At 64.0% G+C, this 24,287-nt stretch carries 21 protein-coding genes; 11 read left to right on the top strand and 10 right to left on the bottom strand.

Features of this window, described 5'->3' with window-relative positions; translation table 11 throughout:
* Positions 1-163: 163 nt before the first annotated feature.
* The 4 genes from QQK63_RS15435 to QQK63_RS15420 form a co-directional block, all read right to left on the bottom strand.
* A complete protein-coding gene (locus QQK63_RS15435; RefSeq protein WP_277822035.1) occupies positions 164-409 on the bottom strand; it encodes a hypothetical protein in 246 nt (81 codons plus the stop codon).
* A 107-nt stretch (positions 410-516) separates the two neighbouring features.
* Complete coding sequence (locus QQK63_RS15430; protein WP_277822032.1) at positions 517-1,014, bottom strand: hypothetical protein; 498 nt, start codon at positions 1,012-1,014, stop codon at positions 517-519.
* Positions 1,015-1,586: 572 nt separating this feature from the next.
* Positions 1,587-1,733, bottom strand: coding sequence for a hypothetical protein (locus QQK63_RS15425; protein ID WP_277822031.1), 147 nt, complete (start codon positions 1,731-1,733; stop codon positions 1,587-1,589).
* 220 nt (positions 1,734-1,953) lie between these two features.
* On the bottom strand, positions 1,954-2,280 hold the full coding sequence (locus QQK63_RS15420; protein WP_277822029.1) for a TM2 domain-containing protein: 327 nt from the start codon (positions 2,278-2,280) through the stop codon (positions 1,954-1,956).
* Between the two features lie 345 nt (positions 2,281-2,625).
* Between QQK63_RS15420 and QQK63_RS15415 the strand changes: the two genes are divergently transcribed.
* Entirely contained in the window at positions 2,626-2,802 is a 177-nt protein-coding gene (locus tag QQK63_RS15415; RefSeq protein ID WP_277822027.1) for a hypothetical protein, read from the top strand.
* Between the two features lie 604 nt (positions 2,803-3,406).
* On the opposite strand, the gene QQK63_RS15410 is transcribed toward QQK63_RS15415, so the two are convergent.
* The gene (locus tag QQK63_RS15410) at positions 3,407-4,264 is read right to left on the bottom strand and encodes a LysR family transcriptional regulator (RefSeq protein ID WP_277822129.1); all 858 of its coding nucleotides are present in this window, start codon (positions 4,262-4,264) and stop codon (positions 3,407-3,409) included.
* 105 nt (positions 4,265-4,369) lie between these two features.
* Between QQK63_RS15410 and QQK63_RS15405 the strand changes: the two genes are divergently transcribed.
* The 10 genes from QQK63_RS15405 to QQK63_RS15360 all read left to right on the top strand — a co-directional run bounded on the left by QQK63_RS15405 (position 4,370) and on the right by QQK63_RS15360 (position 19,867).
* A complete protein-coding gene (locus QQK63_RS15405) occupies positions 4,370-6,817 on the top strand; it encodes a GcvT family protein (protein ID WP_277822131.1) in 2,448 nt (815 codons plus the stop codon).
* A gap of 4 nt (positions 6,818-6,821) precedes the next feature.
* The gene (locus QQK63_RS15400; RefSeq protein ID WP_277822133.1) at positions 6,822-9,266 is read left to right on the top strand and encodes a GcvT family protein; all 2,445 of its coding nucleotides are present in this window, start codon (positions 6,822-6,824) and stop codon (positions 9,264-9,266) included.
* Between the two features lie 35 nt (positions 9,267-9,301).
* Positions 9,302-10,855: a trimethylamine methyltransferase family protein gene (locus QQK63_RS15395; protein ID WP_277822280.1), complete on the top strand. Its 1,554-nt coding sequence runs from the start codon at positions 9,302-9,304 to the stop codon at positions 10,853-10,855.
* A 4-nt stretch (positions 10,856-10,859) separates the two neighbouring features.
* Positions 10,860-12,287 (top strand): aldehyde dehydrogenase family protein, encoded by a 1,428-nt coding sequence (locus tag QQK63_RS15390; protein ID WP_431312821.1) that lies wholly within the window; start codon positions 10,860-10,862, stop codon positions 12,285-12,287.
* Positions 12,284-13,183: an NAD(P)-dependent oxidoreductase gene (locus tag QQK63_RS15385; protein ID WP_277822135.1), complete on the top strand. Its 900-nt coding sequence runs from the start codon at positions 12,284-12,286 to the stop codon at positions 13,181-13,183. Before QQK63_RS15390 ends, QQK63_RS15385 begins: the two co-directional genes overlap by 4 nt.
* A 309-nt stretch (positions 13,184-13,492) precedes the next feature.
* Positions 13,493-14,674 carry an ectoine hydrolase DoeA gene (gene doeA, locus QQK63_RS15380; protein ID WP_277822139.1) on the top strand — a complete coding sequence of 394 codons (1,182 nt, stop codon included), beginning with the start codon at positions 13,493-13,495 and terminating at the stop codon, positions 14,672-14,674.
* A gap of 271 nt (positions 14,675-14,945) precedes the next feature.
* Complete coding sequence (locus QQK63_RS15375) at positions 14,946-16,031, top strand: ABC transporter ATP-binding protein (protein ID WP_277822141.1); 1,086 nt, start codon at positions 14,946-14,948, stop codon at positions 16,029-16,031.
* Positions 16,032-16,106: 75 nt separating this feature from the next.
* The gene (locus QQK63_RS15370) at positions 16,107-17,219 is read left to right on the top strand and encodes an extracellular solute-binding protein (RefSeq protein ID WP_277822143.1); all 1,113 of its coding nucleotides are present in this window, start codon (positions 16,107-16,109) and stop codon (positions 17,217-17,219) included.
* Positions 17,220-17,299: 80 nt separating this feature from the next.
* Positions 17,300-19,003 (top strand): ABC transporter permease, encoded by a 1,704-nt coding sequence (locus QQK63_RS15365; RefSeq protein WP_377135747.1) that lies wholly within the window; start codon positions 17,300-17,302, stop codon positions 19,001-19,003.
* 6 nt (positions 19,004-19,009) lie between these two features.
* Positions 19,010-19,867: an ABC transporter permease gene (locus QQK63_RS15360; protein WP_277822145.1), complete on the top strand. Its 858-nt coding sequence runs from the start codon at positions 19,010-19,012 to the stop codon at positions 19,865-19,867.
* Positions 19,868-19,940: 73 nt separating this feature from the next.
* Here QQK63_RS15360 and QQK63_RS15355 read toward each other — a convergent pair whose 3' ends face one another.
* From QQK63_RS15355 to ribA, 5 genes are read right to left on the bottom strand one after another with little or no spacing between them, the layout of a single operon-like run.
* Entirely contained in the window at positions 19,941-20,768 is an 828-nt protein-coding gene (locus QQK63_RS15355) for a RibD family protein (protein WP_277822147.1), read from the bottom strand.
* Entirely contained in the window at positions 20,755-21,543 is a 789-nt protein-coding gene (locus QQK63_RS15350; RefSeq protein ID WP_277822149.1) for a class I SAM-dependent methyltransferase, read from the bottom strand. The genes QQK63_RS15355 and QQK63_RS15350 overlap by 14 nt, the downstream gene beginning before the upstream one ends.
* Positions 21,544-21,546: 3 nt before the next feature.
* The gene (locus QQK63_RS15345) at positions 21,547-21,942 is read right to left on the bottom strand and encodes a 6-pyruvoyl trahydropterin synthase family protein (protein WP_277822151.1); all 396 of its coding nucleotides are present in this window, start codon (positions 21,940-21,942) and stop codon (positions 21,547-21,549) included.
* Positions 21,943-21,951: 9 nt separating this feature from the next.
* Entirely contained in the window at positions 21,952-22,905 is a 954-nt protein-coding gene (locus QQK63_RS15340; protein WP_277822153.1) for a zinc-dependent alcohol dehydrogenase, read from the bottom strand.
* A complete protein-coding gene (ribA, locus tag QQK63_RS15335; RefSeq protein WP_277822155.1) occupies positions 22,905-24,080 on the bottom strand; it encodes a GTP cyclohydrolase II in 1,176 nt (391 codons plus the stop codon). The genes QQK63_RS15340 and ribA overlap by 1 nt, the downstream gene beginning before the upstream one ends.
* Positions 24,081-24,287 lie beyond the last annotated feature (207 nt).

The raw sequence follows: 24,287 nt of genomic DNA, 5'->3' as shown, positions 1-24,287 counted from the left end.
TACTCGACCGCATCCACGATCACAAGATCAACCGGCTCGACGAGCTCCTGCCGTGGAACTGGACGCCCATTGCCGCCGCTCAGGCCGAGGCCGCCTGATCAGCCGCGGTACCAACCGGGTGGTTACGACCGCACCGGGTTTGAGTGTGGTTCGATCCATGGCGTCACGCTTTGACCAGCACGGCGTCGAGGATGAAGAACCCAAAGATCACCCCAAACGGCACCGGGATCAGGGCGGGGGCGAAGGGCATCAACGCGAAGAGCGACAGGGCCCCGGCGGTGTAGATAGTCGCCCCGGCAAGGCTTTGAGGGATCGCTAGGCGGCGGCGTAGCTTCAACCGCAAGACGTGGCCGAGTACGGTCCGGGCAGACAAGCCCAGCGCCGCCCAGACGGCGAAGGTGGTCAGCATGGTCATCTCCTGTATCTAGGTTTCTTTATTTAGATACAGGGGGTTCCTCAGTTGAGGTTATAGAGACGAAGCCACAAGTTTAACTAAGGGACGGGTGACAGGTAGGACTAGCTATTGGCATCAGTATTCTTTTCCCCTTCGAGGGTCCGACGCACTTGGAGCCGATATTCCTCCTCGCGACGAATACGCGCCATCATCTCTTGATCGCTCTCTGCTACCTCACGCTCTTTGTTGTCTTCTCGACCTGCCTTCTCAACACCCACAGATTCAGTTGAACGAGCGCTAAACAGAATGAACACTAGGCCTATCACCACATATGGTATTCCAACCATCAGCGCGAGGGCCAACTGGGCGCCAATATTTACCGTGGAGTGCATCTCAGAAAGCATAGGTGCGAGCGGGGGATCCCAAACAAACATTGAGAAGTAGATAAGCGCGAAGAAAGTGACGTTGAGGATTGTGCGGCCAACTGGTAGCGAATGTTTCTTTATTGCTTTAGCCGAGAACTCTACGATCAAACTCGCCAAGGCAAGCCCGAGCACGACGCCCCACGCGAGCGTGAGTATTGTCAAAATGTTGTCAAAGAAGTTCGCGTCGCTATCCATATCATTTAATCCTTTGGCTTGCCGCCATCGAAAGCTTGCGTTGAACGCTTCAGAAATTCAAGGCAGGGCTTCTCCCTACGCCCCCTCCATCCTTGAGTTCGAAGGTGGGCTGACACGGGAGGAGGCGGAAGACCTAGCGGCACGGGCTCAGACCTATAGAGACCGGCACCACTACTGGCAGGTGCTAGCTGACTATGTGATCCGTTCGGGACGACCATAAACAACCCTCCGGCGCGGCTTCGGCTGCGTCGGGGTCTCGCTACCTTGTCTTTTTTGGAGTGGTTCCGAGGGCGGCAAGACGGAGCCTTCAATGGGTACAGTAGTGCCAAGCCAAAGAAGGTGCCTGTGTAGCACTCCGTGGGCCGCTGGCGGGTCATTCCAAGAACAGCAGGACAGCAAGCAATATGACCGACGCAAGGGCCTGCCAGATCCAGCCGTATGGGCTTCGTTCTTCGTCTCTCAGCCAGCCCTCGAAAGCGCTTTCCTGTTTCGGTCTGACCGGGGTTGCTTGAGGCGCGGCTTCAGGCTTCCCGGTGTCTTTGTCAGGCGGTCCCTGTCTGTTCATCGGTCGCTCATGTTTTGGTGATCAGGATCATGATGATCAGCACGATGTTCACCACAGAAAAGAAGTTGTAGAGTGAGAAGCCTTCCTTTCTGAGAAGATTGGCGCTGTAGAAGGCCATGATGATGAGCCCTAGCACCAGTAGCGCGAAGATCATTATGCCCTCCATTGCCAGACAGACCCCACCTGTTCCCTGATCAACCATAGACGTTAAGATTGGCCCAGTAACCGCCCCAGAGGATAGGGACGCACCTTGCAGTCGCTACGAACTGGCAAATACGTGACCTAGTGCAAGGGAGACGGCAGCGGCGCCGCACTGATCGGTCCAGCGTTGAAATTCTAGCGCAAGTCTGCCACGGCGCCAGATATGCTTGTTGTTACTGATCACTGTCTGCGTTGCGCATCAGTCTTGTTCTGAGTTCGTCGCGGCTCTGGCTGGCCATGCTCGGAATAAGAAAAAAGTCAATTACCACCCAAACAAACGATGGAACCACAAGAAACAGTAGCGTCCCCCCAAGAAGAGCGGCGCAGGCAAAGACAGCAAACACCAACATGAGAAAGCCGCTATTTCCTTTGTCGAGATAGAAGCGATGTGCTCCAAAGAAACCCGCAAAAAACCAGATTAGATAAGCAACCAAGGTCGACTTTCCGTCGTTGGCGACACGCTGTTCGATCAGTAGTTGCTGTTCGGTTGTCAGAGACATCCTATAAATTTACCTCGGGCTTATGGCTCACCAACTGCGCAACTACTCGATCCTAGCAGTCGGTCTTGCCGGTCTTCACCACGTAGTGGTGGCGGCTTAGTGTCAGTTGAGCAAGCATTTTCTCCGAGGGCAGCTGGGTCTCGACCGTCCCGGGCTGGTGTTTCACTCTACCCGGAAGTGGTTCATCACCCAGTGCGAACGGGCGGGCGTTCCTGAGCACTTCACCGCGTCCCTTGTCGGCCACCAGTCGGCCCGGTCGGAGAACCGGCTAACCTACTCGATCTACTCGGCAGGTATCAGCGACGAGCAGAAGCGGGTGATAGTCGACGCGATCAGGTTGCCGGGATGAACCGCCTTCCTGACATCGACGCCTTCGAGGAGCGGGCGGCCATCGCTGAGTTCGACGGTGGGCTGTCGAGGGAAGAAGCGGAAGACCTTGCAGCCCGGGCTCAGGGCTACCGGGACCGGCACCACTACTGGGAAGTGCTGGCTGACTATGTGATCCGTTCAGGACGACCATAACCAACCCTCCGGCGGCAACGCCGGGGGGCCTTCTTCCCTTTTTCTTTTTTCATCGTTGTCTCTCCGGTGAGGTTGACCAAGGACAAGGAACAATGGGTACCCCGACGGGACCGCTGAAGACTACGCCTGCGACATGGCTCGGTTGACGGCAGAGGCGCGATCAGACCGTCAGAGCGACGCGTCCGGGGCTTCCTGCCAGACTGTGAGCGGGCGGGCCTTCAGACGGCCCCGTGACCGTGCCGCCACCAGAGCCCTCGAAACGGCACCCGAGGCACCCTGATTGCCCCAGTAATCGCCCCAGAGGATAGGGAGGCAGAGGAAAAGGTGAGAAGGAACAACAACAGTAAAGGGCTCCTACCACCCCAGCCAGTTTCCCAAGATCACAAAGACCACGACCGAGGGCCATGACTGGCCCCGGAAGGCCCCGCAAAGGGCCGCCACCCTTTCAGACTTGCTTTCGATCGGTTTCGGTACGTCATGCGCAGGGAGCAACATGGGTCCCGTCGGACGCCGAGCACCCTGCCGGAAGGTCCGTTTTCCGCGGGACGTCAGACCTGTGGCCAGTGTCCGCCCGCCGCGCGATCCGCGGCGCGCGCTCTGGGGATCAGGCCGACCGACCGGCGAGATGCGCCCTGAGCGCGCGCAAGATTCGGCGGTGCGCGCCCCGGTGACGGTTGCGCAGATGGATGGCGGCATAGACGGGCTGTTCGATCCGTGGCGCACGGGCGACGGGCCGTGCAAATCCTGCCCGTTCCAGATCGCGCGCCGTCTCTCTCAGGACATAGGTGCTGCCGCCCAAGGCCAGCAAAAGGCCCCGGATAACCGCGTTTTGCCCGCTCGAAACGGCCCCCATCGACAAGGTCGGCAAAAGCACAGCATGGGTGGTGGAAAAGGCCGGTGCATAATTGGGCAAGATGTAGCTGTCAGGCCGGATATCGGACAGATCGGTGGCCTCGGTCGAGACCATGACATAGGCCACCTCGCCCAGCGTTTCGAAATACAGATCCGGATGCGGCTTTGGGGTGTAGTGAATGGCAAGATCAAGCTGGCCGTCGCGCACATCGGCGCACATCTGGGCGGAATAATCGGCCTCGACATAGAGGGCGGTCTCGGGCACCGCGCCTTGCACCGCCTTGACCCATTGGGCCACCTGATCGCCCAAGAGATCATGCTGGATGCCGATGCGCATGGCCATCGCGGCATTGCCCGCGCCCTTGACCGCCTGTGTCGCCACCGTCCAGCCATTGCGCATCGCGCGGGCATGCGGCTCGAAGCGCAAGCCTTCGGTGGTCAGTTCCGTACCTGCGCGGCTGCGTTCAAGAAGCTTGCAGCCCAGCGCCGTCTCGAGCGCCTGAACCCGGCCCGAGATGGTCGATTGCGTGACGCCCAGCCGGCTTGCCGTACGGTTGAAGCTGCGCGTCTCGCACAGGTCCAGAAAGGTGTGGATCTGCTCGAGGTTCATGGCGCCCCCTGATCGATTTTTCCGATCAATACACATTCTTCTGACGAATTGAACTGTTCTTTGCCAGCGGGAATACTCGACCCCAAGACCAAGGGGGGAAAGCGCATGTCGGAGGTACCAAGTCAGGCACGCGTGGTGATCATCGGCGGTGGGGCGGTCGGTGTGTCGGCGCTGTACCACCTGGCGCGGGCGGGCTGGACAGATTGCGTGCTGCTGGAAAAGAACGAGCTGACCGCAGGGTCCACCTGGCATGCGGCGGGCAATGTGCCGACCTTTTCGACCTCGTGGTCGATCATGAACATGCAGCGCTATTCGACCGAGCTGTACCGCGGGCTTGGCGCGGCGGTCGATTACCCGATGAACTACCATGTGACAGGCTCGATCCGGTTGGGCCATTCCGACGAGCGGATGCAGGAATTCGCCCGCGCGCGCGGCATGGGGCTTTATCAAGGCATGTCTCTGGAGATCCTGTCACCCGACGAGATCAAGGCGAAATATCCGTTCATCGAGACCCATGACATCAAGTGCGCGCTCTACGATCCGGCCGATGGCGATATCGACCCCGCGCAGCTGACGCAGGCACTTGCCAAGGGCGCGCGTGATCTGGGGGCCACGATCGTGCGCTTTTGCCCCGCCACGGGTGTCAGACGCGAGAACGGCGACTGGATCGTGCAGACCGAAAAGGGCGATATCCGCTGCGAGATCGTGGTCAATGCCGCAGGCTATTACGCCCAGCGCGTCGGCGAATGGTTCAAGCCCTATGGCGGGCGGACCGTGCCGATGATGGTGATGAGCCATCAATACATGGTCTTCGACGAGGTGCCGGAAATCCGCGACTGGGCGGCTGAGGCGGGACACAAGCTGCCGCTTTTGCGCGATGTCGACACGTCCTATTACCTCCGGCAGGAGAAGAACGGCTTCAACCTTGGCCCATACGAGCGGCCATGCCGGGCGCATTGGGTCGACCCGTCGGACCCGATGCCCGAGGATTTCAGCTTCCAGCTTTACCCTGATGATCTGGAACGGCTGTCCTTCCAGATCGAGGATGCGATGGCGCGTGTGCCGCTTCTGGCCGAAGCGGGTCTGGCGCGCGTCATCAACGGCCCGATCCCCTATACACCTGATGGCAACCCGCTGATCGGGCCGATGCCGGGGGTGCCCAATGCCTTCGAAGCCTGTGTTTTCACCTTCGGCATCGCGCAGGGCGGTGGCGCGGGCAAGGTCTTGGCCGAATGGATCACGCAGGGCGCGACCGAGTGGGATATGTGGTCGTGCGATCCGCGCCGGTTCACCGATTACACCGACCACGATTACTGTGTGGCCAAGGGGATGGAGGTCTACGGCCACGAATACGCGATGCATTTCCCGTGGCATCGCTGGCCTGCCGCCCCGGACCGCAAGGTGTCGCCCATCCATGAACGGGTGAAGGCGCTGGGCGGGCAGATGGGGGCCTATGGCGGTTGGGAACGCGCCAATTGGTTCGCGCAACCGGGCGATGACACGTCGGAGGAAGCGACCCAGACCTGGAACCGCGCAGGCCCGTGGGAGGCGCGCATCCGCGAGGAATGCGAGGCTGTGCACGACGATGTGGGGGTTCTGGACCTGCCGGGGTTTTCGCGCTTCCGACTGACGGGCGCGGGAGCGGCCGATTGGCTGTCGGGCAAGATCGCGGGGGCCTTGCCCAAGGTCGGGCGGATGAACCTTGGCTATTTCCCCGACAAGCGGGGCCGCATCCTGACCGAGATGTCGATCCTGCGTCATGACGAAGATGCCTTTACCCTGATCACGGCTGCGGTCGCGCAATGGCATGATTTCGAATGGTTGGCCCGCGATCTGCCCGAAGGGCTGTCGCTGAAAGATCACAGCCGCGACTACGGGACATTGATCGTCACCGGTCCCCGCGCGCGCGATTTGTTCGCGGCCGTGGGCACAACGGCCGATCTGACCTTGCCATGGCTGAGCCATCAGGCCGCCAATGTCGCTGGCCGCCCCTGCATGCTTGCGCGTGTGTCCTTTGCCGGTGAGTTGGGCTGGGAAGTTCATGCCGAGAACGGTGATATTCCAGCGATTTACGAGGCGGTGCTGGCCCAAGGGGCCAAGCCCTTCGGCATGTTCGCGCTGAACAGTTTGCGCATCGAAAAGGGCTACCGCGCCTGGAAGGGCGATTTGTCCACGGATTACAGCCTGCTGCAGGGCGGTCTTGATCGGTTCATCCGCTTCGACAAGGCGCAGGATTTCCCCGGCAAACAGGCGCTTTTGGCCGAGAAACAGGCGGGCGTGACCAAGCGCTTCGTCACCTTGCGCGTGGATGCAGGGGCGGCGGATGCGCCTTATATGTCGACGCTTTGGCATGACGGGCAGGTCGTGGGCGAAACCACTTCGGGGGCATGGGGCTACCGCGTCGGCGGGTCGGTCGCGCTGGGCATGGTGCGCGCTGATCTGGCCGTGCCGGGAACAGAGATCGAGGTCGATATCTACGGGCAGCGCCGCGCGGCGGTGGTGCAGCCCGATGGCCCGCTTTGGGACCCCGACAACAGCCGGTTGAGGGCCTGACATCATGGCAAAACCCCCAACGCACGCACGCGCAGTCATCATCGGCGGCGGTGTCTCGGGTTGTTCGGTCGCCTATCATCTGGCCAAGCTCGGCTGGACCGACATCGTGCTTTTGGAGCGCAAGCAGCTAACCTGCGGCACCACTTGGCATGCGGCGGGTCTGGTGGGCCAGTTGCGCGGCAGCCAGAACATGACGCGATTGGCCAAGTATTCCGCCGACCTCTACACCAAGCTCGAGGCGGAAACGGGTGTCGCCACCGGCATGCGGCAGGTGGGGTCCATCTCCTTGGGCCTGACGGCGGATAGGCGCGAGGAATTGCTGCGGCAGGCGACCGTCGCCCGCACCTTTGGTGTCGAGGTGCATGAAATCAGCAAGGCCGAAGTGCGCGCGATGTATCCGCATGTCGAAATCGGCGATGTCACCTGCGCACTGCATCTGCCGGGGGATGGGCAATGCGACCCGGCCAATATCGCCATGGCGCTGGCAAAGGGCGCGCGGATGGCGGGCGCCACGATCCTTGAAGGCGTCAAGGTCACGGGCGTCACCGATGACGGCGCGCGTGCGACCGGCGTGAACTGGGACAACGGCAGCGAACAGGGCCATATCGCCGCCGATGTGGTGATCAATTGCGGCGGCATGTGGGGCCGCGATCTGGCCGCCCAATCCGGCGTGACCTTGCCGCTGCATGCCTGCGAACATTTCTACCTTGTGACCGAACCCATCGAAGGACTTGGGCATTTGCCGGTTCTGCGGGTGCCGGATGAATGCGCCTATTACAAATCGGACGCTGGCAAGATGATGCTGGGCGCATTCGAGCCACGCGCCAAGCCATGGGGCATGGGCGGTATTCCCGAAGATTTCTGTTTCGACGCCCTGCCGGAAGATTTCGAGCATTTCGAGCCGATCCTCGAGATGGCGACCAAGCGTATGCCGATGTTCGAAACGGCGGGCATCCATACCTTTTTCAACGGGCCCGAAAGCTTCACCCCCGATGACCGCTACTATCTGGGCGAAGCGCCGGAGCTGAAGGGCTACTGGATCGCGGCGGGCTACAATTCGATCGGGATCGTTTCGTCGGGTGGCGCGGGCATGGCGCTGGCCCATTGGATCGCGGAGGGCGAGCCGCCCTTCGACCTGTGGGAGGTGGATATCCGCCGCGCCCAGCCCTTCCAGCGCAACCGCCGCTACCTGAAGGAGCGCGTGACCGAGACGCTGGGCCTGCTTTACGCCGATCACTGGCCCTATCGGCAGGTCGAGACCGCGCGCGGCGTGCGGCGGTCGCCCATTCACGAACATCTCAAGGCCGCAGGCGCGGTTTTCGGCGAGGTGGCGGGCTGGGAACGCGCAAACTGGTTTGCGGAACCGGGGCAGGAACGGGAATATCGCTACAGCTGGGGCCGCCAGAACTGGTTTGGCAACCAGCGTGCCGAGCATATGGCGGTACGCAATGGCGTGGGCCTTTTCGACATGACATCCTTTGGCAAGATCCGGGTCGAGGGGCGGGACGCATCTGCCTTCCTCAACCGGCTTTGCGCCAATCAGGTGGATGTGACCAAGGGCCGGGTCGTCTATACCCAGATGCTGAACGATCGCGGCGGCATCGAAAGCGATCTGACGGTCACGCGTCTGTCGGAAACCGCCTATCTGCTGGTCGTGCCGGGGGCCACGCTGCAACGCGATCTGGCATGGCTGCGCCGCCATCAAGGCGATCATGCGGTCGCCATCGTGGACATGACAGCGTCTGAGGCCGTGTTTTGCGTCATGGGCCCCAAGGCGCGCGACCTGTTGTGCGCCGTCAGCCCCGATGATCTGAGCCACAAGGGTTTCGCCTTCGGCACGGCGCGCGAGATCGAGATCGGGATGGGGCTGGCCCGCGCGCATCGCATTTCCTACGTCGGTGAATTGGGGTGGGAACTGTACGTTTCCACCGACATGGCCGCCCATGTTTTCGAGACCTTGCGTGATGCGGGTGCGGATCACGGGCTGAAGCTCTGTGGCCTTCACACGCTGGATAGTTGCCGGATCGAAAAGGCCTATCGCCATTTCGGCCATGACATCACCGACGAGGATCATGTGCTGGAGGCGGGTCTGGGCTTTGCGGTGAAACCCGCCAAGGGCGATTTCATCGGCCGCGACGCAGTGATGCGCAAGCAAGATGCCGGGCTTCTTCGGATGATGCTGCAATTCCAGCTCGAAGACCCCGAGCCGCTCCTGTTCCACAACGAGGCGATCTTGCGCGACGGCAAGATCGTGGGCCCGGTGACAAGCGGCAATTACGGCCATGCCTTGGGCGGTGCCATCGGGATGGGCTATGTCCCCTGCCCCGGCGAGACAGCCGAGCAAGTTCTTGCCAGCGCTTACGAAATCGAAGTGGCCGGCGTGCGGCACAAGGCCCGCGCCAGCCTGACCCCCCTTTATGACCCCAAAGCCGAACGGGTGCGGATGTGACCATGATACCGGACAGCCAGATAGCACAAACCGACATGCCGGTTATCGGCGCAACCTGCGAGCCCGCGCGCGCGCGGCGCGCGGGCGGGCGGGCGGCGCGGGTGGCGCTGCGCGCGGCCCCCTTGGCCGAGGACAAACGCCCCGTTCGCCCCGGCATGTCCGGCGGGCAGTATCGCCCGTTGAGCGATGCCGGGATGGAAAAGATCCATCAAAGCGCGCTTGAAGCCCTGGAGGTGATCGGGCTGGCCGATGCGCCGCCCTCGGGGGTCGAGATCCTGACGGGTGCGGGCGCGATCCGGGGCGATGACGGGCGCATCCGCTTTCCCCGCGCGCTGGTCGAGGACATGCTGGCGGTCGCCGCGCGCAACATCACGCTGCATGCGCGCGACCCCAAGCATGACATGCACCTGTCGGGGACCAACGTGCATTTCGGGACGGCGGGAGCGGCAGTGCATATCGTCGACCCGGTCACGCATGAATACCGCGAGTCGACCGCGCAGGATCTTTATGACGGTGCGCGGCTCGTCGATAACCTCGACAATATCCATTTCTATCAGCGCACGATGGTCTGCCGCGATGTGAAGGACAATCGGGAGATGGACCTCAACACGCTTTACGCCTGCCTTGCGGGCACGAAAAAGCATGTGGGGACATCCTTCAGCGATCCGGCCCATGTCGCCGATTGCTTCGAGATGCTGCACATGGTTGCGGGCGGCGAGGAGAAATGGCTGGAGCGGCCATTCGTCAGCAATTCCAACTGCTTCGTCGTGCCGCCCATGAAATTCGCCGAGGAATCCTGCATCACGATGGAGGATTGCGTCCGCCGTGGCATGCCCATGCTGCTTTTGTCGGCGGGCCAAGCGGGGGCCACGGCCCCTGCCCCCATCGCGCTGGCGATCGTGCAAGCCGTGGCCGAATGTCTTGCGGGTGTCGTCTATGTCAACGCGATCAAGAAGGGCGCGCCTGCGATCTTCGGTACATGGCCCTTTGTCAGCGATCTGCGCACGGGGGCGATGTCGGGCGGATCGGCCGAACAGGCGCTGCTGACGGCGGGCTGCGCGCAGATGCACCGGTTCTACGACCTGCCTGGGGGCGCTGCCTCGGGGATTTCCGACAGCAAGCTGCCCGACATGCAGGCGGGTTGGGAACAGGGCATCACCAATGCGCTGGCGGGATTGTCGGGCCTCAACCTGTGCTACGAAACGGTGGGCATGCATGCCTCGCTTCTGGGGTTCTGTCTGGAAAGCCTCGTTTTGGGCGATGATATCCTGGGCCAGGCCATGCGGCTGGTGCGCGGCATCGACGTGACCGAGGACAGCACCTCGATCGAGGCGATGAAGCAGGTCTGTCTGGGTGGCCCCGGACATTACCTTGGCACCGATCAGACGCTGGGCTTGATGCAGACGGAATATGTCTATCCCAAGGTCGGCAACCGGATGAGCCCCAAGGAATGGGTCGAGGCGGGCCAACCCCTGCTGCTTGACACTGCGATCGCGCGCAAGAACGCGATCCTTGCCAGCGCGGGCTGCCAGGTCTCGCCCGAGATCGACGTGGCGATCCGCAAACGGTTCAACATCTATTTCCGGTAAGGTCATGTTGCACCGGCTGTCCCAGCATTATGTCGGCGGCGCATGGGTCGCCCCCTTGGGCCGCGCGCGCATGGCGGTCGAGAACCCCGCCACGGGGGCAAGCCTTGGCGATCTGGCCTTGGGCAATGGCGATGACGCCCATCGCGCGGTGATGGCGGCGCGCGGGGCCTTTGACGGGTTCTCGGCTTGGGCTTTGGCGGATCGGGTAGCACTGCTCGAGGCGCTGTTTGCAGCCTATACCGCCCGGTTCGACGAGATCGCGCGGGCGATGTCGACCGAGATGGGTGCGCCCATCACGGCAGCCCGCGAGGCGCAGGCTTGGGCGGGCCAGATCCATCTGGAAACCACGATCCAGGCCGCGCGCGATTTCCATTGGGAAGAACAGCGGGGCGCGACCCGGATTTTGCGCGAGGCGATCGGTGTCTGCGCACTGATCACGCCGTGGAACTGGCCGATGAACCAGATCGTGTGCAAGGTCGCCCCGGCGCTTGCCGCTGGCTGCACCATGGTGCTGAAACCGTCGGAACTGGCGCCGTTGTCGGCGCTCCTTTTTGCCGAATTGTGCGATCAGGCAGGGGTGCCGCCCGGTGTCTTCAACCTTGTGCAAGGCACGGGCGCGGATGTCGGCGCGGTTTTGACCGCGCATCCGCAAGTCGACATGGTCTCCTTCACCGGATCGACGCGGGCGGGGGTTGCGGTCGCGCAATCGGCCGCCCCGACGGTCAAGCGCGTGGCGCAGGAATTGGGCGGGAAATCGGCGAATATCATCCTGCCCGGTGCCGATCTGGCCGCTGCGGTCGCGGCAGGGACGCTCGCCTGTTTCGGCAATACCGGCCAAAGCTGCGATGCGCCGACGCGGATGTTCGTGCCCATGGACAAGATGGCGGACGCGATGGACGCGGCCAAGGCGGCCGCCGACACCGTCGTCATCGGCGATCCGACCGATCCGGCCGTCACCATGGGGCCGCTGATCTCGGGCACGCAATGGGACAAGGTGCAGGGGCTGATTGCGACCGGCATCACGGAGGGCGCGACCCTTGCCGCGGGCGGATTGGGCAGACCGGACGGGATCAACATGGGCTGGTTCGTACGACCCACGGTCTTTGGCCATGTAACCCACGAGATGACCATCGCGCGCGAGGAAATCTTTGGCCCTGTCCTGTCGATCATCGGCTATGAGAACGTCGATCACGCCGTCACCATGGCCAATGACACGGTTTACGGCCTTGCCGCCTATGCCTCGGGTCCGCACGGCGCAGCCCGCGCGGTTGCGCGCCGACTGCGCGCGGGACAGGTCAACATCAACGGCCCCGATTGGGATACTTTCGCGCCTTTCGGCGGCTACAAACAGTCGGGCAACGGACGTGAATATGCCGATTGGGGCATTCACGACTTTTGCGAAATCAAGGCATTGGTGGGATACGGATCATGAATTACGGCTATATCGGTTTGGGCAATCTGGGCGGGCATATCGCGGCGAGCCTGATCCGTGCCGGTCATCAGGTGACCGTCTACGACCGCGACCCAAGCCTCGCCCTGCGGCTGTCCGAGATGGGCGCAACCGTCGCCGGAAGCGCCGCCGAGGTCGCGGCCGTCACCGATCACGTGTTCACCTGCCTGCCCTCGCCCGCCGTGTCGGAACTGGTGCTGGGGGACATCCTGCCCAAGATGAAACCGGGCAGCACATGGATCGAGAATTCCACACTCGGGCGCGACGACATCATCCGCCTTGGTGCCGTGGCCGAGGCCGCAGGTATCCGGCTGCTCGAGGCCCCGGTGACGGGTGGCGTCCATCTGGCCGCACGGGGTGAGATCACGGTGCTTGCGGGCGGCGATGCCGATCTGGTGGCGCTGCACCGCCCCGCGCTTGAGGTCATCGGCAACAGGCTGTTCCATATGGGCCCCTTGGGCAGTGCCGCGATCATCAAGGTGATCACCAACATGCTGGCCTTCATCCATCTGGTGGCCGATGGCGAAGCGCTGATGCTGGCCAAGCGCGGGGGCCTTGACCTCAAGACCGCGTGGGAGGCGATCGCCGCCTCCTCTGGCACCTCCTTCGTGCATGAGACCGAGGGGCAGCTGATCCTGAACGGCAGCTACGACATCGCCTTTTCCATGGACCTTGCGCTCAAGGATCTGGGCTTCGCCATGGGCTTTGGCCGCGAATTCGGCGTGCCGCTGGATCTGGCCAGCATGACCAACCAGACCTTTCTCAAGGGCCGCGCCGTTTATGGCGGCGAGGCGCAATCAACCCAGATCGTCAAGCTCCTGGAGGATGCGCTTGGCACCGATCTGCGCGCCGAAGGGTTCCCGGCAAGGCTGACCTGAGCCGCAAGCCTGCCCCCCCGCGCTTGCGGGTATCGGCCCTGTCCCCTGAAAGCGTCATTCCGACGGGTCAATGGCCCGTCATGCAGGAACATGCGAACCGGGCCGCGCTGTCTGGGCCGAGCACACCCATCAGATGCGCGGTAAAGGCAGAGCGTTCGGAACGGGCGCGGAACCGGCAGGATGTCGTTTCGGGGACCGCGAGGGTCGCCATGACGGCATGGTCGCAGGCGATGGCATGTCAGGCTTGAGGGGTGGGACACGCCGTTACGCGGGCCCGCCCCTTGCCATTCACAGCCAAGGACGGTGCCGATGACCGCCCAGATGTTCCGGTTCACCCCCGAGGAATATGCCGCCCGGCTGGACAAGACGCGCCATGCGATGGCGGCGCGGGGCTGCGATCTGTTGATCGTCACCGACCCGTCGAACATGAACTGGCTGACGGGCTATGACGGCTGGTCCTTTTACGTCCATCAATGCGTGATCGTGCCGCCGCATGGCGACCCGATCTGGTTCGGGCGGGGGCAAGATGCCAATGGCGCGCGCCTGACCTCTTGGCTGCGCGACAGCCACATTCTGGGCTACCCGGATCTTTATGTTCAGAACCCCGATCTGCATCCGATGGACTATTTGTCGGGCGTGCTGCGTGACCGGGGGTGGGGGCGGCTGCGCATCGGCGTGGAGATGGACAATTACTATTTCTCGGCGGCGGCTTTCGTCAGCCTGACGCGAAACCTGCCCGAAGCGCGGTTCGTCGATGCCACCGCGCTGGTCAACTGGCAGCGCGCGGTGAAATCGGAAGCCGAGATCGGCTATATGCGGCAAGCAGCCTTCATCGTGGAGCGGATGCACCAGCGCATCTTCGACGTGGTCGAGGTCGGGATGCGCAAATCCGACCTCGTGGCCGAGATCTACGACAGCGGCATCCGGGGCGGAAACGGACCTGCCGGCGATTACCCGGCCATCGTGCCGCTGCTGCCCTCGGGGCGGGAGGCAAGCGCGCCGCACCTGACATGGGACGACAGGCCGTTACAGGCCGGGGAAGGCACGTTCTTCGAGATCGCGGGCTGCTATCGGCGCTATCACTGCCCGTTGTCGCGCACGGTGTTTCTGGGGCGACCGACGCAGGCCTTCCGCGATGCCGAAGCCGCGACGCTGGAAGGGATCGAGGCGGGGCTGGAGGCCGCACGCCCCGGCAACACCTGCGAGGATATCGCGCTGGCGTTTTTTGGCGTGCTGGCCCGGCATGGCATCATCAAGGACAACCGCACCGGCTATGGCATCGGGTTGAGCTATCCCCCCGATTGGGGCGAGCGGACCATGAGCCTGCGGGCGGGCGACAGGACCGTGCTGGAACCCGGCATGACCTTTCATTTCATGACCGGCCTGTGGCTTGAGGACATGGGCTTCGAGATCACGGAATCGATCCTGATCACCGAGACCGGGGTGGAATGCCTCGCCCATGTCCCGCGGCAATTGCTGGTCAAGGATTGAGGCGCAGCCCCGGCGCGCATTCGCAAGCCCATGAAAAACGACACGCATCCGTACCGGAATCGTGTCGTTTTTGTGCCTTCATATTAAGCATCTACCCGAATTTGATCGGGCCCAAATCCTAAATATTTTGTTTTAGTTCAATGTTTTGAGGCTCTATTTTGCACGAACCCGGCTGGGCCGGTTGCGTCACAGCGTCAAGAATGGTCTAAAAACGACTTGTACAAAAGCGACATCGTGCCGCGAAGCAGGGAGTTTGGATTTGCCATCGGAGATGCAAGACGCGTTCGTGTCCTTCGACCGCGTGCAGAAAAGCTACGACGGTGAAACGTTGGTCGTGAAGGATCTGAACCTCGCGATCGGCAAGGGTGAGTTCCTGACCATGCTCGGCCCATCGGGTTCGGGCAAAACGACCTGCCTGATGATGCTGGCGGGGTTCGAGACCGCCACCCATGGCGAGATCACGCTGGGCGGCAACCCGATCAACAATATCCCGCCGCACAAGCGCGGCATCGGGATGGTGTTCCAGAATTATGCGCTCTTTCCGCATATGACCGTGGCCGAAAACCTCGCCTTCCCGCTCGAAGTGCGCAAGATCGGCAAGTCCGACCGCGAAGCCAAGGTGATGCGCGCGCTCGACATGGTGCAGATGGGCGATTTCGGCGGACGCCGGCCGGCGCAATTGTCGGGCGGCCAGCAGCAGCGGATCGCACTCGCCCGTGCCTTGGTGTTCGAGCCGGAGCTGGTGCTGATGGACGAGCCCCTGGGTGCGCTCGACAAGCAATTGCGCGAAACGATGCAATTCGAGATCACGAACCTTGCCCATCGGCTGGGGATCACGGTGGTCTATGTGACCCATGACCAGACCGAGGCGCTGACCATGTCGGACCGGGTCGCGGTCTTCGACGATGGCCGCATCCAGCAGCTGGACGCGCCCGACGTGCTTTACGAACAGCCGCAGAACAGTTTCGTGGCCCAGTTCATCGGCGAGAACAACACGCTGGAGGGCACGGTCGCCGAGATGCACGAGGACATGTGCGTCGTAAGGCTCGACGATGGCGAATTGATCGACGCCCTGCCGGTGAACGTGTCCGAGGTGGGCCAGCGCACCAAGGTGTCGATCCGGCCCGAGCGGGTCGAGATGAACAAGGACCGGCTTGCGCCCGACGCCCATACGCTGAAGGCCGAAGTGGTCGAGTTCATCTACATGGGCGACATTTATCGCACCCGCCTGCGGGTCGCGGGCCACGAGGATTTCGTGGTCAAGACCCGCAACGCCCCCGATCAGCGCCGCCTGAAACCGGGCGAGCGGATCGAGATCGGCTGGCTGCCGCAGGATTGCCGCGCGCTTGACGCCTGAGACCGGGGCCATGGCCGCTCCGAGCGCGTTCATTCGATCACAAACCCGAAGTCCAACCAAGGAGAGTGAGACAAGATGACCTTGAAATCCCTTTTGAAAACCGGGGCCGCCGCGATGTTGCTGGCCCCTGCCGCCCATGCACAGGAGATGGCCGATACGGTCACCTTCGTCAGCTGGGGCGGGGCCTACCAGGCCAGCCAGATCAACGCCTATACCGACCCCTACCAGGCGGCGAACCCTGACGTGACCATCGTCTGGGACGAAAGCAGCCCCGAGGCCGTGGCGCGGATGCGCGCGATGTTCGAGGCCAACAACGTGACCTGGGACCTTGTCGACGTGGTGGCCGCCGATGCCATCCGGCTTTGCGACGAGGGTCTGGCGATGGAGGTCGACCACGATGAGATCCTCGCGCCCGCGCCCGATGGCACGCCTGCATCCGAAGATTTTGGCGACCTGATCGTTTCGGACTGCTTCATCCCGCAAATCGTCTATTCGACGACCAACGGCTATCGCACCGACGTTGCCGCATGGGAAGGCCGCACGCCCGACAGCGTCTGCGCGCTGTTCGACACGGAGAATTTCCCCGGCACGCGCACGCTGGAACGCCGTCCGATCAACAACCTCGAATGGGCGCTTCTGTGTGACGGTGTCGCACAGGAAGACATCTACGACGTGCTGGAAACCGAGGAAGGCATCGACCGCGCCTTTGCCATGCTCGACCGGATCAAGGAAGACACGCTGTGGTGGACCTCTGCCGCCGAAGCGATCCAGTTCATGGCCGACGGCGAAGCTGTGATGGGCTCGTCCTACAACGGGCGCCTGTTCTCGGCCATCGTCGAGCAGGACCAGCCGATCGAGATGCTGTGGGATGCACAGGTGTTTGACCTTGACGGTTGGGTGATCCCCGAGGGTCTGCCCGAGGATCGTCTGAACCGCGTGCTCGACTTCCTCTATTTCGGGACCGACACGCAGCGTCTGGCGGATCAGGCGGCCTATATTTCGTATGGGCCGGCGCGCAACTCCTCGGCACCGCTGGTCGGCACCCATGCCGAGCTGGGTGTTGAGATGGCACCGCATATGCCGACGAACCCGGCCAATTCCGAGCGTGTGATCGTGTTCAACTACCTGTGGTGGGCCGATTACCGCGATGATCTGGACGCACGCTTCCAGGCGTGGCTGGCCCAGTAATCGCCGGCTTTCCATGACACATGCCGGGGCGGCGCGACCGCCCCGGCATCCCCTTTTCCGCTGCCCGAGGATTTTGCCCCATGAGCGACGCCACCGCAGGCAATCTGAGCCAGGCCGCCGCCGAGGCCCGCCGCGACGACGCGGCCCAGACCGGCCCGATGCTGGCCGCCGACGGAAGGCCGCTGAAACAGAGCCTGAACCGGGCGCTGAGGGCACAGAAGCTGCGGGCGCTGGCGCTGATCGCGCCCTTGCTGATCTTCTTGCTCGTGACGTTCGTCGCACCGATCCTCGACATGCTGTTCCGGTCGGTCGAAAACCAGATCGTGTCGGAAACCCTGCCGCGCACCGTGATCGCGCTCGAGGATTGGGACGCCGAAGACCTGCCCTCCGAGGATATCTACGCCGCGCTGGCCTATGACCTTCATGCGGCGGTCGAACGGCGTATCCACACGCGACTGGGTTCGCGCCTGAATTACGAGGAAACGGGCCTGAGCTCGATCTTCCGCCGCTCGGGCCGGGGCATCGACGATGTGGGCGAAGGCTATGCCGACCAGTTCATCGATCTCGACCCCGCATGGGAAGAGCCCGCGACATGGATCGGACTGATGGCCGATCCCGACTGGATCGCGGAGCAGGCGGCATGGGCCGCGACCGAGACCGAGGCGCGCGAGCCGGTCTTTCAGCTTGCGCCCGGCATCGCGGACCTGCTGCCCGAGACTGCGGATGCCTACCGGTCCTTTGCGCTGGCCTTGCAGGCCGAAGCCCGCAACCCCGACAGCCCGACGACAGAAGAGCCGTGGAACACGGTCTTTCTCGCGCTTTACCGCGATCTGAGCGCGGGGGCCGAGGTCGGTGCCGTCGAAGGACCCGAATTCGCACGGGCCGAAGTTGTAAGACTGCAAGAGGCTGCCGCCGCCGTAGCCAGCTTCACGCCTGTCGACCTGCGCGCGACCTTTGCCGATATCGACGAAGGCTGGGCGGAGATGCCGATCTGGACCACGATCCAGACCTTTTCCGACCCCTATACGGCCGGGTATTTCCTTGCCGCCGTAGACCTGCAACTGACGCCCAGCGGGATCGAGGTCGTCGAGGAAAACCAGCGCATCTACATGCTGCTGTTCCAGCGCACCATGGTGCTGTCGCTGACGATCATGGGGCTGTGCGTGATCTTGGGCTATCCGATCGCCTATTTGCTGTCGAACTTGCCGCTGCGCACGTCGAACATGCTGCTGATCCTTGTCCTGTTGCCGTTCTGGACCTCGCTCCTCGTGCGGACGAGCGCCTGGAAGGTGCTGTTGCAGCAAGAAGGCGTGATCAACGACCTGCTGGTGTGGATCGGGCTGGTGGCCGATGACGCGCGGCTGGCGATGATCAACAATCAGGTCGGCACAGTCGTGGCGATGACACACATCCTGCTGCCCTTCATGATCCTGCCGCTCTACTCGGTGATGAAGACGATCCCGCCCAGCTACATGCGCGCCGCGAAATCGCTGGGCGCGACGAACTGGACCGCGTTCCGGCGGGTCTATTTCCCGCAATCGGTGCCGGGTATCGGCGCGGGCTGCATTCTCGTCTTCATCCTGTCGATCGGCTATTACATCACGCCCGAGATCGTGGGCGGCCGGACCGGCATCTTCATCTCGAACCGGATCGCATTCCACATCTCCGACAGTCTGAACTGGGGTCTGGCCGCAGCACTTGGGTCGATCCTGCTGGCGCTCGTGCTGGTTCTCTACTGGCTCTACGACCGGATCGTGGGCATCGACAACGTCAAGCTGGGGTAAGAGAAAATGGATACCAAACTGCCGCCCTATGCCACGACCGGCGAACGCCTGTGGTTCTACGGGTTCCGCGTGATCTGCGGGCTGATCTTCTTTTTCCTGATGGCCCCGATCGTTGTCGTGATCCCGCTCAGCTTCAACGCCGAGAACTTCTTTACCTTCACACCCGGCATGCTGGCCTTTGACCCGGAGGCCTACAGCCTGCGCCACTACCGCGATTTCCTGACCAATCCCGATTGGCAACAGGCCTTGCGCAATTCGATGACTATCGCGCCGGTGGCGACCTTGCTGTCGGTCAGCCTCGGCACGCTGGCGGCCATCGGCCTGTCGCAAAGCCATGTGCCCTTCAAGGGCGCGATCATGGCGGTGCTGATCTCGCCCATGATCGTGCCGCTGATCATCTCGGCGGCGGGGATGTATTTCTTTTACTCGCGCGTCGGGTTGCAGGGCACCTACTGGGGCGTCGTTCTGGCCCATGCGGCGCTTGGCATTCCCTTTGTCATCATCACGGTGACCGCAACGCTGGTGGGCTTTGACAGGTCGCTGACGCGGGCGGCAGCAAGCCTCGGGGCCAATCCGGTCACGACCTTTTTCCGGGTGCAGATGCCGCTCATCCTGCCGGGGGTGATCTCGGGTGGGCTGTTCGCCTTCATCACCTCCTTTGACGAGGTGGTGGTGGTGATCTTCGTCGGATCGGCGCAACAGCAGACCCTGCCGTGGCAGATGTTCACCGGCCTGCGCGAGCAGATCAGCCCGACGATCCTCGCCGTGGCGACGATCCTTGTCGTGGTGTCGATCGGCCTGCTGACGGTGGTGGAAATGCTGCGCCGCCGGTCGGAACGGCTGCGGGGCATGTCGCCCGGTTGAGGCAGATCGCAAGCCGGATAGACGGTTTGCGCCCAAGTTGCGGTCGTCTCTGACGGCGGCGGGTGCGCTGACGTCAGGCGCGGGCTTGGCGGTTGGTGCGCAGGTGCAGCGGTTCCGTGGCGGCCAAGGCATCGGCGCTGAGGCCGCAATCGAACACCACGTCCGACCCCAGCGAAAAAACCCGCATGTCGGGGCGGATCGCATCCGACAGCTTGGCGCTGGGGCTGGGCAGGGTCAGACCCTGAGGGCCGCCCCCGATCAGAAGCGGCGCGATGGCGACCTGAAGCCGGGTCAGCAGACCCGCCTCGAGAAACCGGGCGATGGTGATCGAGCCGCCTTCGATCAGCGTCGATGTGATCCCCTCGGCATGGAGCGCGGCAAGGATCTCGGCCGGGTCCAACTGCCCGTCGTGAGAGGCAAGCGTGATCGCGGTGACGCCTTCGGGGCGCGCACGGTCGACGGCCTGCACCACAAGGCGGCGCGCGCCGTCGTCGGCCAGCACTGGCGCATCATCGGGCAAACGGCCCTTGGGGTCGATGATGATACGGGCCGGGTTCTGGCCGGGGCAGAGCCGCACGGTCAGGCGCGGCGTATCATGAAGCGCGGTGCCCACGCCGATCACCACCCCGTCGACCAGCGCCCGGATGCGGTGCAGATGCGCCAGACCATCGGGCCCCGAAACATCGCGCGCATCACCCGTGAACGTGGCCACGCGCCCGTCAAGCGATTGTCCGATTTGCGCCACGGTGACCGGCCCGAGGTCGCGGCGCGCGAGCGGGCCGTAGAGCGCAAGCGCGGCGCGTTCACCTGGGCTCCACCGTCCGCAACACGCGCAGGCCAACCCTTGGCGCACGGCCAAAAGCCGCTCCCAGACGCGGGGGGTCACGTCAATGCTGCACATGGGCTCTCTCCGGTGAACGGGCGGGCGGCAGGGCCAGAAGATCGAGATGCCCGATGAGGCAGCGCGACGCGGCGGCCCCGGCGCTGCGGGCGTGGCTCCATGCGGTGGCGTCGCTCAGGCCCGTCTCGGCGGCGGCGGCGGCGATGCCGTCGCACAATTCACGCTGGAGCGCGGCCATATCGGGACCAAGCTGCCAAGGGCTGTCGGCCAATGTAACGGTAAAGCCCGCCGCCTCGAACACGCGGACGGCGTGATCGGCGGCCTCGGGGCCCAGCGCCCGACCAAGCCCCTTGTCCCCCGTCTGGTGACGGTTGAAGGCCGCGGTGATGGCGGCATCGCGCGGATCCTCGGGCGTCCAGCTCATCCGCCCATCATAGCTGAGCGCGGCGTAAAACGGCACCCCAAGGCGCGCGACCAACCCCGCCACCCATTCAGCCGACACCAGATCGAGCAGGGCCGAGGCCGTCACCAGCGTAGCGCCCGCCAGCGGCAGGCTGTCGAGATCGGCGAGATCGGCCATGACCGTCTCGGCGCTGTCACCCGCCGCCGCAGCAGCGATGGCCAGCAGCGCCGGGTCATTGTCGACGAAGCGCCACCGCGCACCCTCGGGCAGGACGGGCGACAGCGCCCGCCATGTCGCCCCGGTGCCGCAGCCCAGATCGACGATCAGCGGCGCAGGTCCCGCCGCAGCCGCCGCCCGCCGCGCCAGCGCGACATCGCGTGCCGCCCGGTCGGCGGGATCGCGCAACGCCAGCCAATCGGCGGAAAAGCCCATGGATCAGACCTCCGCCTCGTACCAGGCGCGGGCGACATGGCTTTCGTGCAGCGTGATGCGCAGCTTGCGCACCCGGCCGCCATCGCCCAGCTTTCCGGCGCGGACACGGTCGGCCATGGCCGCGAAGATATGACCGCACAGGAATTCGGTCGTGGTGAACTTACCCGCGAATTCAGGCACCTCGTCGAGGTTCTTGTAGCGCAACGGGGCCAGCGTTTCGGCCAGCGCCTCGGTCGCGAGGCCGATGTCGACCACCAGCCCGTGGTCATCGATATCCTGCGTGAAAAAGGCCGCGTCGACCGTGAAGGTCGCGCCGTGCAGCCCTTGGGCAGGGCCGAAGACGGGCGAGGGAAGGGAGTGGCCGATCATGATGTGATCGCGGACTTCGACGGCGAACATGGTGTCTCCTTACTGGGCGTCGTAGCGGATGCGGTGGCAAAGTGTGGCGGGGTCCGACAGGATCGCGCCGTAGCGGACGGGCAAGTCGGCAAAGGCGGTTTCGCCCGAGATCAGAACGTCGAGCGCGGGATCGGTCAACAGGTCCAGCGCCTTGGCAAGGCGGCGGGCATAAGTCCAACGCGGCGCGCGGGCGGGCGGGATCTGTCCCACCTGCGAGCCCACAAGGCGCAGGCGGCGGCTGTGAAAGGCCCCGCCAAGCGGCACGGGCGTATCCCCTGCCCCGTACCAGCTGCCCTCCAGCACGGTCGCCTCGCGCCCCGCGCTGGCGATGGCGGTCGCAAGGCCGGGCGCGGAAGCCGACAGGTGAAAGACCACGTCGCAATCCTGCGGCGCGGCCTCGGGCGCGGCAAAGCGGCAGCCCAGTTGCGCGGCCAGCGTGGCGCGGTCGGCGTTGGTATCGACCAGCGTCACCTCGGCCCCCGGCAGGCGGGCGGCAAGATGGGCGGTCAGCGCGCCCAGAACGCCCGCGCCGATCACGGCAATCCGGTCGCCCGCGCTCGCGCCGCTGTCCCACAGGAGCGTGAGGGCCGTTTCCATATTGGCGGCAAGCACGGCACGGCCGGGCGGCAGGGCATCGGGCAGGAGTGTCAGCGCCGATTGCGGCAGGCGAAACCGCGCCTGATGGGGATGGAGCGCAAAAACCGCGCGTCCGGCAAGATCGCCTTCGGCCACGCGGCCGACGGCGCAATAACCGTATTTGACCGGAAAGGGAAAATCCCCCTCCATCGCCGGACCGCGCATCCGGTCATGTTCCGTGTCAGGCACCCGGCCCTCGAACACCAGCCGTTCGGTGCCACGGCTGATGCCGCTGAACAACATGTCGACGGCCACGCCCTCGCCCAATGCGCCCGGGCGCAATTCAGCCCGACCGGGGCCGACACACCAGAGCGCGGGCGCCTGCATCACAGCAGATGCCCCGATTTCGCGGCCTTGGTCGCGAGGTAATGCGCGTTCTGCGCCGTCTTGCCGACGCGCAGGGGCACACGCTCTACCACCTCGACCCCAAGCGCGGACAGGCTGGCCATCTTGGCGGGATTGTTCGTCATCAGGCGCACCCGCCCGATCCCGAGGCGGCCGAGGATCTGCGCACCGACGCGGAAATCGCGTCGGTCATCCTCGAAGCCGAGCCAGTGGTTCGCCTCGACCGTGTCGAGCCCTGCATCCTGCAACGCATAGGCGCGCATCTTGTTGGCAAGCCCGATCCCGCGGCCTTCCTGATTGAGATAGATCAGCACGCCGCCGCCCGCCTCGGCCATGGCGGCCATGGCGGCGCGCAATTGCGGGCCGCAATCGCATTTCAGGCTGCCCAGAACGTCGCCGGTGAAACAGGCGGAATGCAGGCGCACCATCACGGGAGCCGAGAAATCGGGCGTTCCGACCTCGATGGCGTAATGTTCCGTGCCACCATCATCGGGACGGAAAACATGCACCCGCCCCGAGGACGAGACATCCATCGGCAGTCGGGCCGAGCTGACGCGGGTCTGGCTGCGCACCTCGTCCAGCGCCTCGGTGACGGATGCAAACGACATGGACGACAGGCCAAGCGCGGCAATCTCCGTCTCGTCCCTGTCGGAAAGCGGAATGGCAAGGATCGCGGGCAGAACCTCCATCGTCCGCGCGATCTCGATGGCGGCACGGTGCAGGGCTGTCGCGGCCTGCAAGATGGGCAGGCCCGCGCCCATGTCGGCTCCGTTCGCCCCGCCCTGCCCGGCGACCGAGGCCAACCAGCCGCGATCCGCGCCCGCAGGCAGGCGGAAGCGCAGGGTGTCGCCCTGGATCGGCGGATGGATCCCCAGCGCCTCGGCCCGGCGGCGGGTGATGATCAGCTCGGGCTGCCCGAGCTCTGTCATCGCCGTGTAACGCGATTCTGTCAGGGATTCGATCAGCGCCAGCAGCACGGTATCGCCATCGTGCCGCAACAGGACCGGCAGCCCGACCTTGAGGTCCCCCCGCAGGCGGTGCAGCTGTTCGATCGCTCTCGGCGCGAGAGCGGGCACGAAGGGGACTTCGGAGTGGCACCGGGGGACCGCGGCGGTAGCGGACCCGGCCTTGGCGGCTGGGCTGGTCGGCATGATCATCCTGTTATCCTGTCGAAGCTCGCTATCTAGATCGAATGCGCCCGCGGCAAGTCCGCTGCCGCAGAGCGGCATGGCGCAAACCCCCGCCACAGCACATGGCGTCGGCCAAAGCCACGCAGGCCAAGGGCCGTCCGGTTTCACGGGATGGCGCGGTTACGATCACAATTCCGCGATCTGACATGCCGGAGCAGGAAACCCGGCGCCGAG

Source organism: Roseicyclus marinus (genome assembly GCF_030163795.1).
GTDB lineage: Bacteria > Pseudomonadota > Alphaproteobacteria > Rhodobacterales > Rhodobacteraceae > Roseicyclus > Roseicyclus marinus.
Note: the sequence above shows the minus strand (reverse complement) of the source record. Positions and strands in the feature narration are given on the sequence as shown.

Excerpts from the sequence above, each read along its gene's own strand:
- ribA (WP_277822155.1), bottom strand. The coding sequence starts at position 24,080 with ATGATCATGCCGACCAGCCCAGCCGCCAAGGCCGGGTCCGCTACCGCC.
- QQK63_RS15395 (WP_277822280.1), top strand. The coding sequence starts at position 9,302 with ATGCCGGTTATCGGCGCAACCTGCGAGCCCGCGCGCGCGCGGCGCGCG.
- QQK63_RS15410 (WP_277822129.1), bottom strand. The coding sequence starts at position 4,264 with ATGAACCTCGAGCAGATCCACACCTTTCTGGACCTGTGCGAGACGCGC.
- QQK63_RS15435 (WP_277822035.1), bottom strand. The coding sequence starts at position 409 with ATGCTGACCACCTTCGCCGTCTGGGCGGCGCTGGGCTTGTCTGCCCGG.
- QQK63_RS15355 (WP_277822147.1), bottom strand. The coding sequence starts at position 20,768 with ATGTGCAGCATTGACGTGACCCCCCGCGTCTGGGAGCGGCTTTTGGCC.
- QQK63_RS15415 (WP_277822027.1), top strand. The coding sequence starts at position 2,626 with ATGAACCGCCTTCCTGACATCGACGCCTTCGAGGAGCGGGCGGCCATC.
- QQK63_RS15345 (WP_277822151.1), bottom strand. The coding sequence starts at position 21,942 with ATGTTCGCCGTCGAAGTCCGCGATCACATCATGATCGGCCACTCCCTT.
- QQK63_RS15405 (WP_277822131.1), top strand. The coding sequence starts at position 4,370 with ATGTCGGAGGTACCAAGTCAGGCACGCGTGGTGATCATCGGCGGTGGG.
- QQK63_RS15390 (WP_431312821.1), top strand. The coding sequence starts at position 10,860 with ATGTTGCACCGGCTGTCCCAGCATTATGTCGGCGGCGCATGGGTCGCC.
- QQK63_RS15420 (WP_277822029.1), bottom strand. The coding sequence starts at position 2,280 with ATGTCTCTGACAACCGAACAGCAACTACTGATCGAACAGCGTGTCGCC.
- QQK63_RS15385 (WP_277822135.1), top strand. The coding sequence starts at position 12,284 with ATGAATTACGGCTATATCGGTTTGGGCAATCTGGGCGGGCATATCGCG.
- QQK63_RS15350 (WP_277822149.1), bottom strand. The coding sequence starts at position 21,543 with ATGGGCTTTTCCGCCGATTGGCTGGCGTTGCGCGATCCCGCCGACCGG.
- QQK63_RS15360 (WP_277822145.1), top strand. The coding sequence starts at position 19,010 with ATGGATACCAAACTGCCGCCCTATGCCACGACCGGCGAACGCCTGTGG.
- QQK63_RS15365 (WP_377135747.1), top strand. The coding sequence starts at position 17,300 with ATGAGCGACGCCACCGCAGGCAATCTGAGCCAGGCCGCCGCCGAGGCC.
- QQK63_RS15430 (WP_277822032.1), bottom strand. The coding sequence starts at position 1,014 with ATGGATAGCGACGCGAACTTCTTTGACAACATTTTGACAATACTCACG.
- QQK63_RS15400 (WP_277822133.1), top strand. The coding sequence starts at position 6,822 with ATGGCAAAACCCCCAACGCACGCACGCGCAGTCATCATCGGCGGCGGT.
- QQK63_RS15370 (WP_277822143.1), top strand. The coding sequence starts at position 16,107 with ATGACCTTGAAATCCCTTTTGAAAACCGGGGCCGCCGCGATGTTGCTG.
- QQK63_RS15375 (WP_277822141.1), top strand. The coding sequence starts at position 14,946 with ATGCAAGACGCGTTCGTGTCCTTCGACCGCGTGCAGAAAAGCTACGAC.
- doeA (WP_277822139.1), top strand. The coding sequence starts at position 13,493 with ATGACCGCCCAGATGTTCCGGTTCACCCCCGAGGAATATGCCGCCCGG.
- QQK63_RS15340 (WP_277822153.1), bottom strand. The coding sequence starts at position 22,905 with ATGCAGGCGCCCGCGCTCTGGTGTGTCGGCCCCGGTCGGGCTGAATTG.
- QQK63_RS15425 (WP_277822031.1), bottom strand. The coding sequence starts at position 1,733 with ATGATCTTCGCGCTACTGGTGCTAGGGCTCATCATCATGGCCTTCTAC.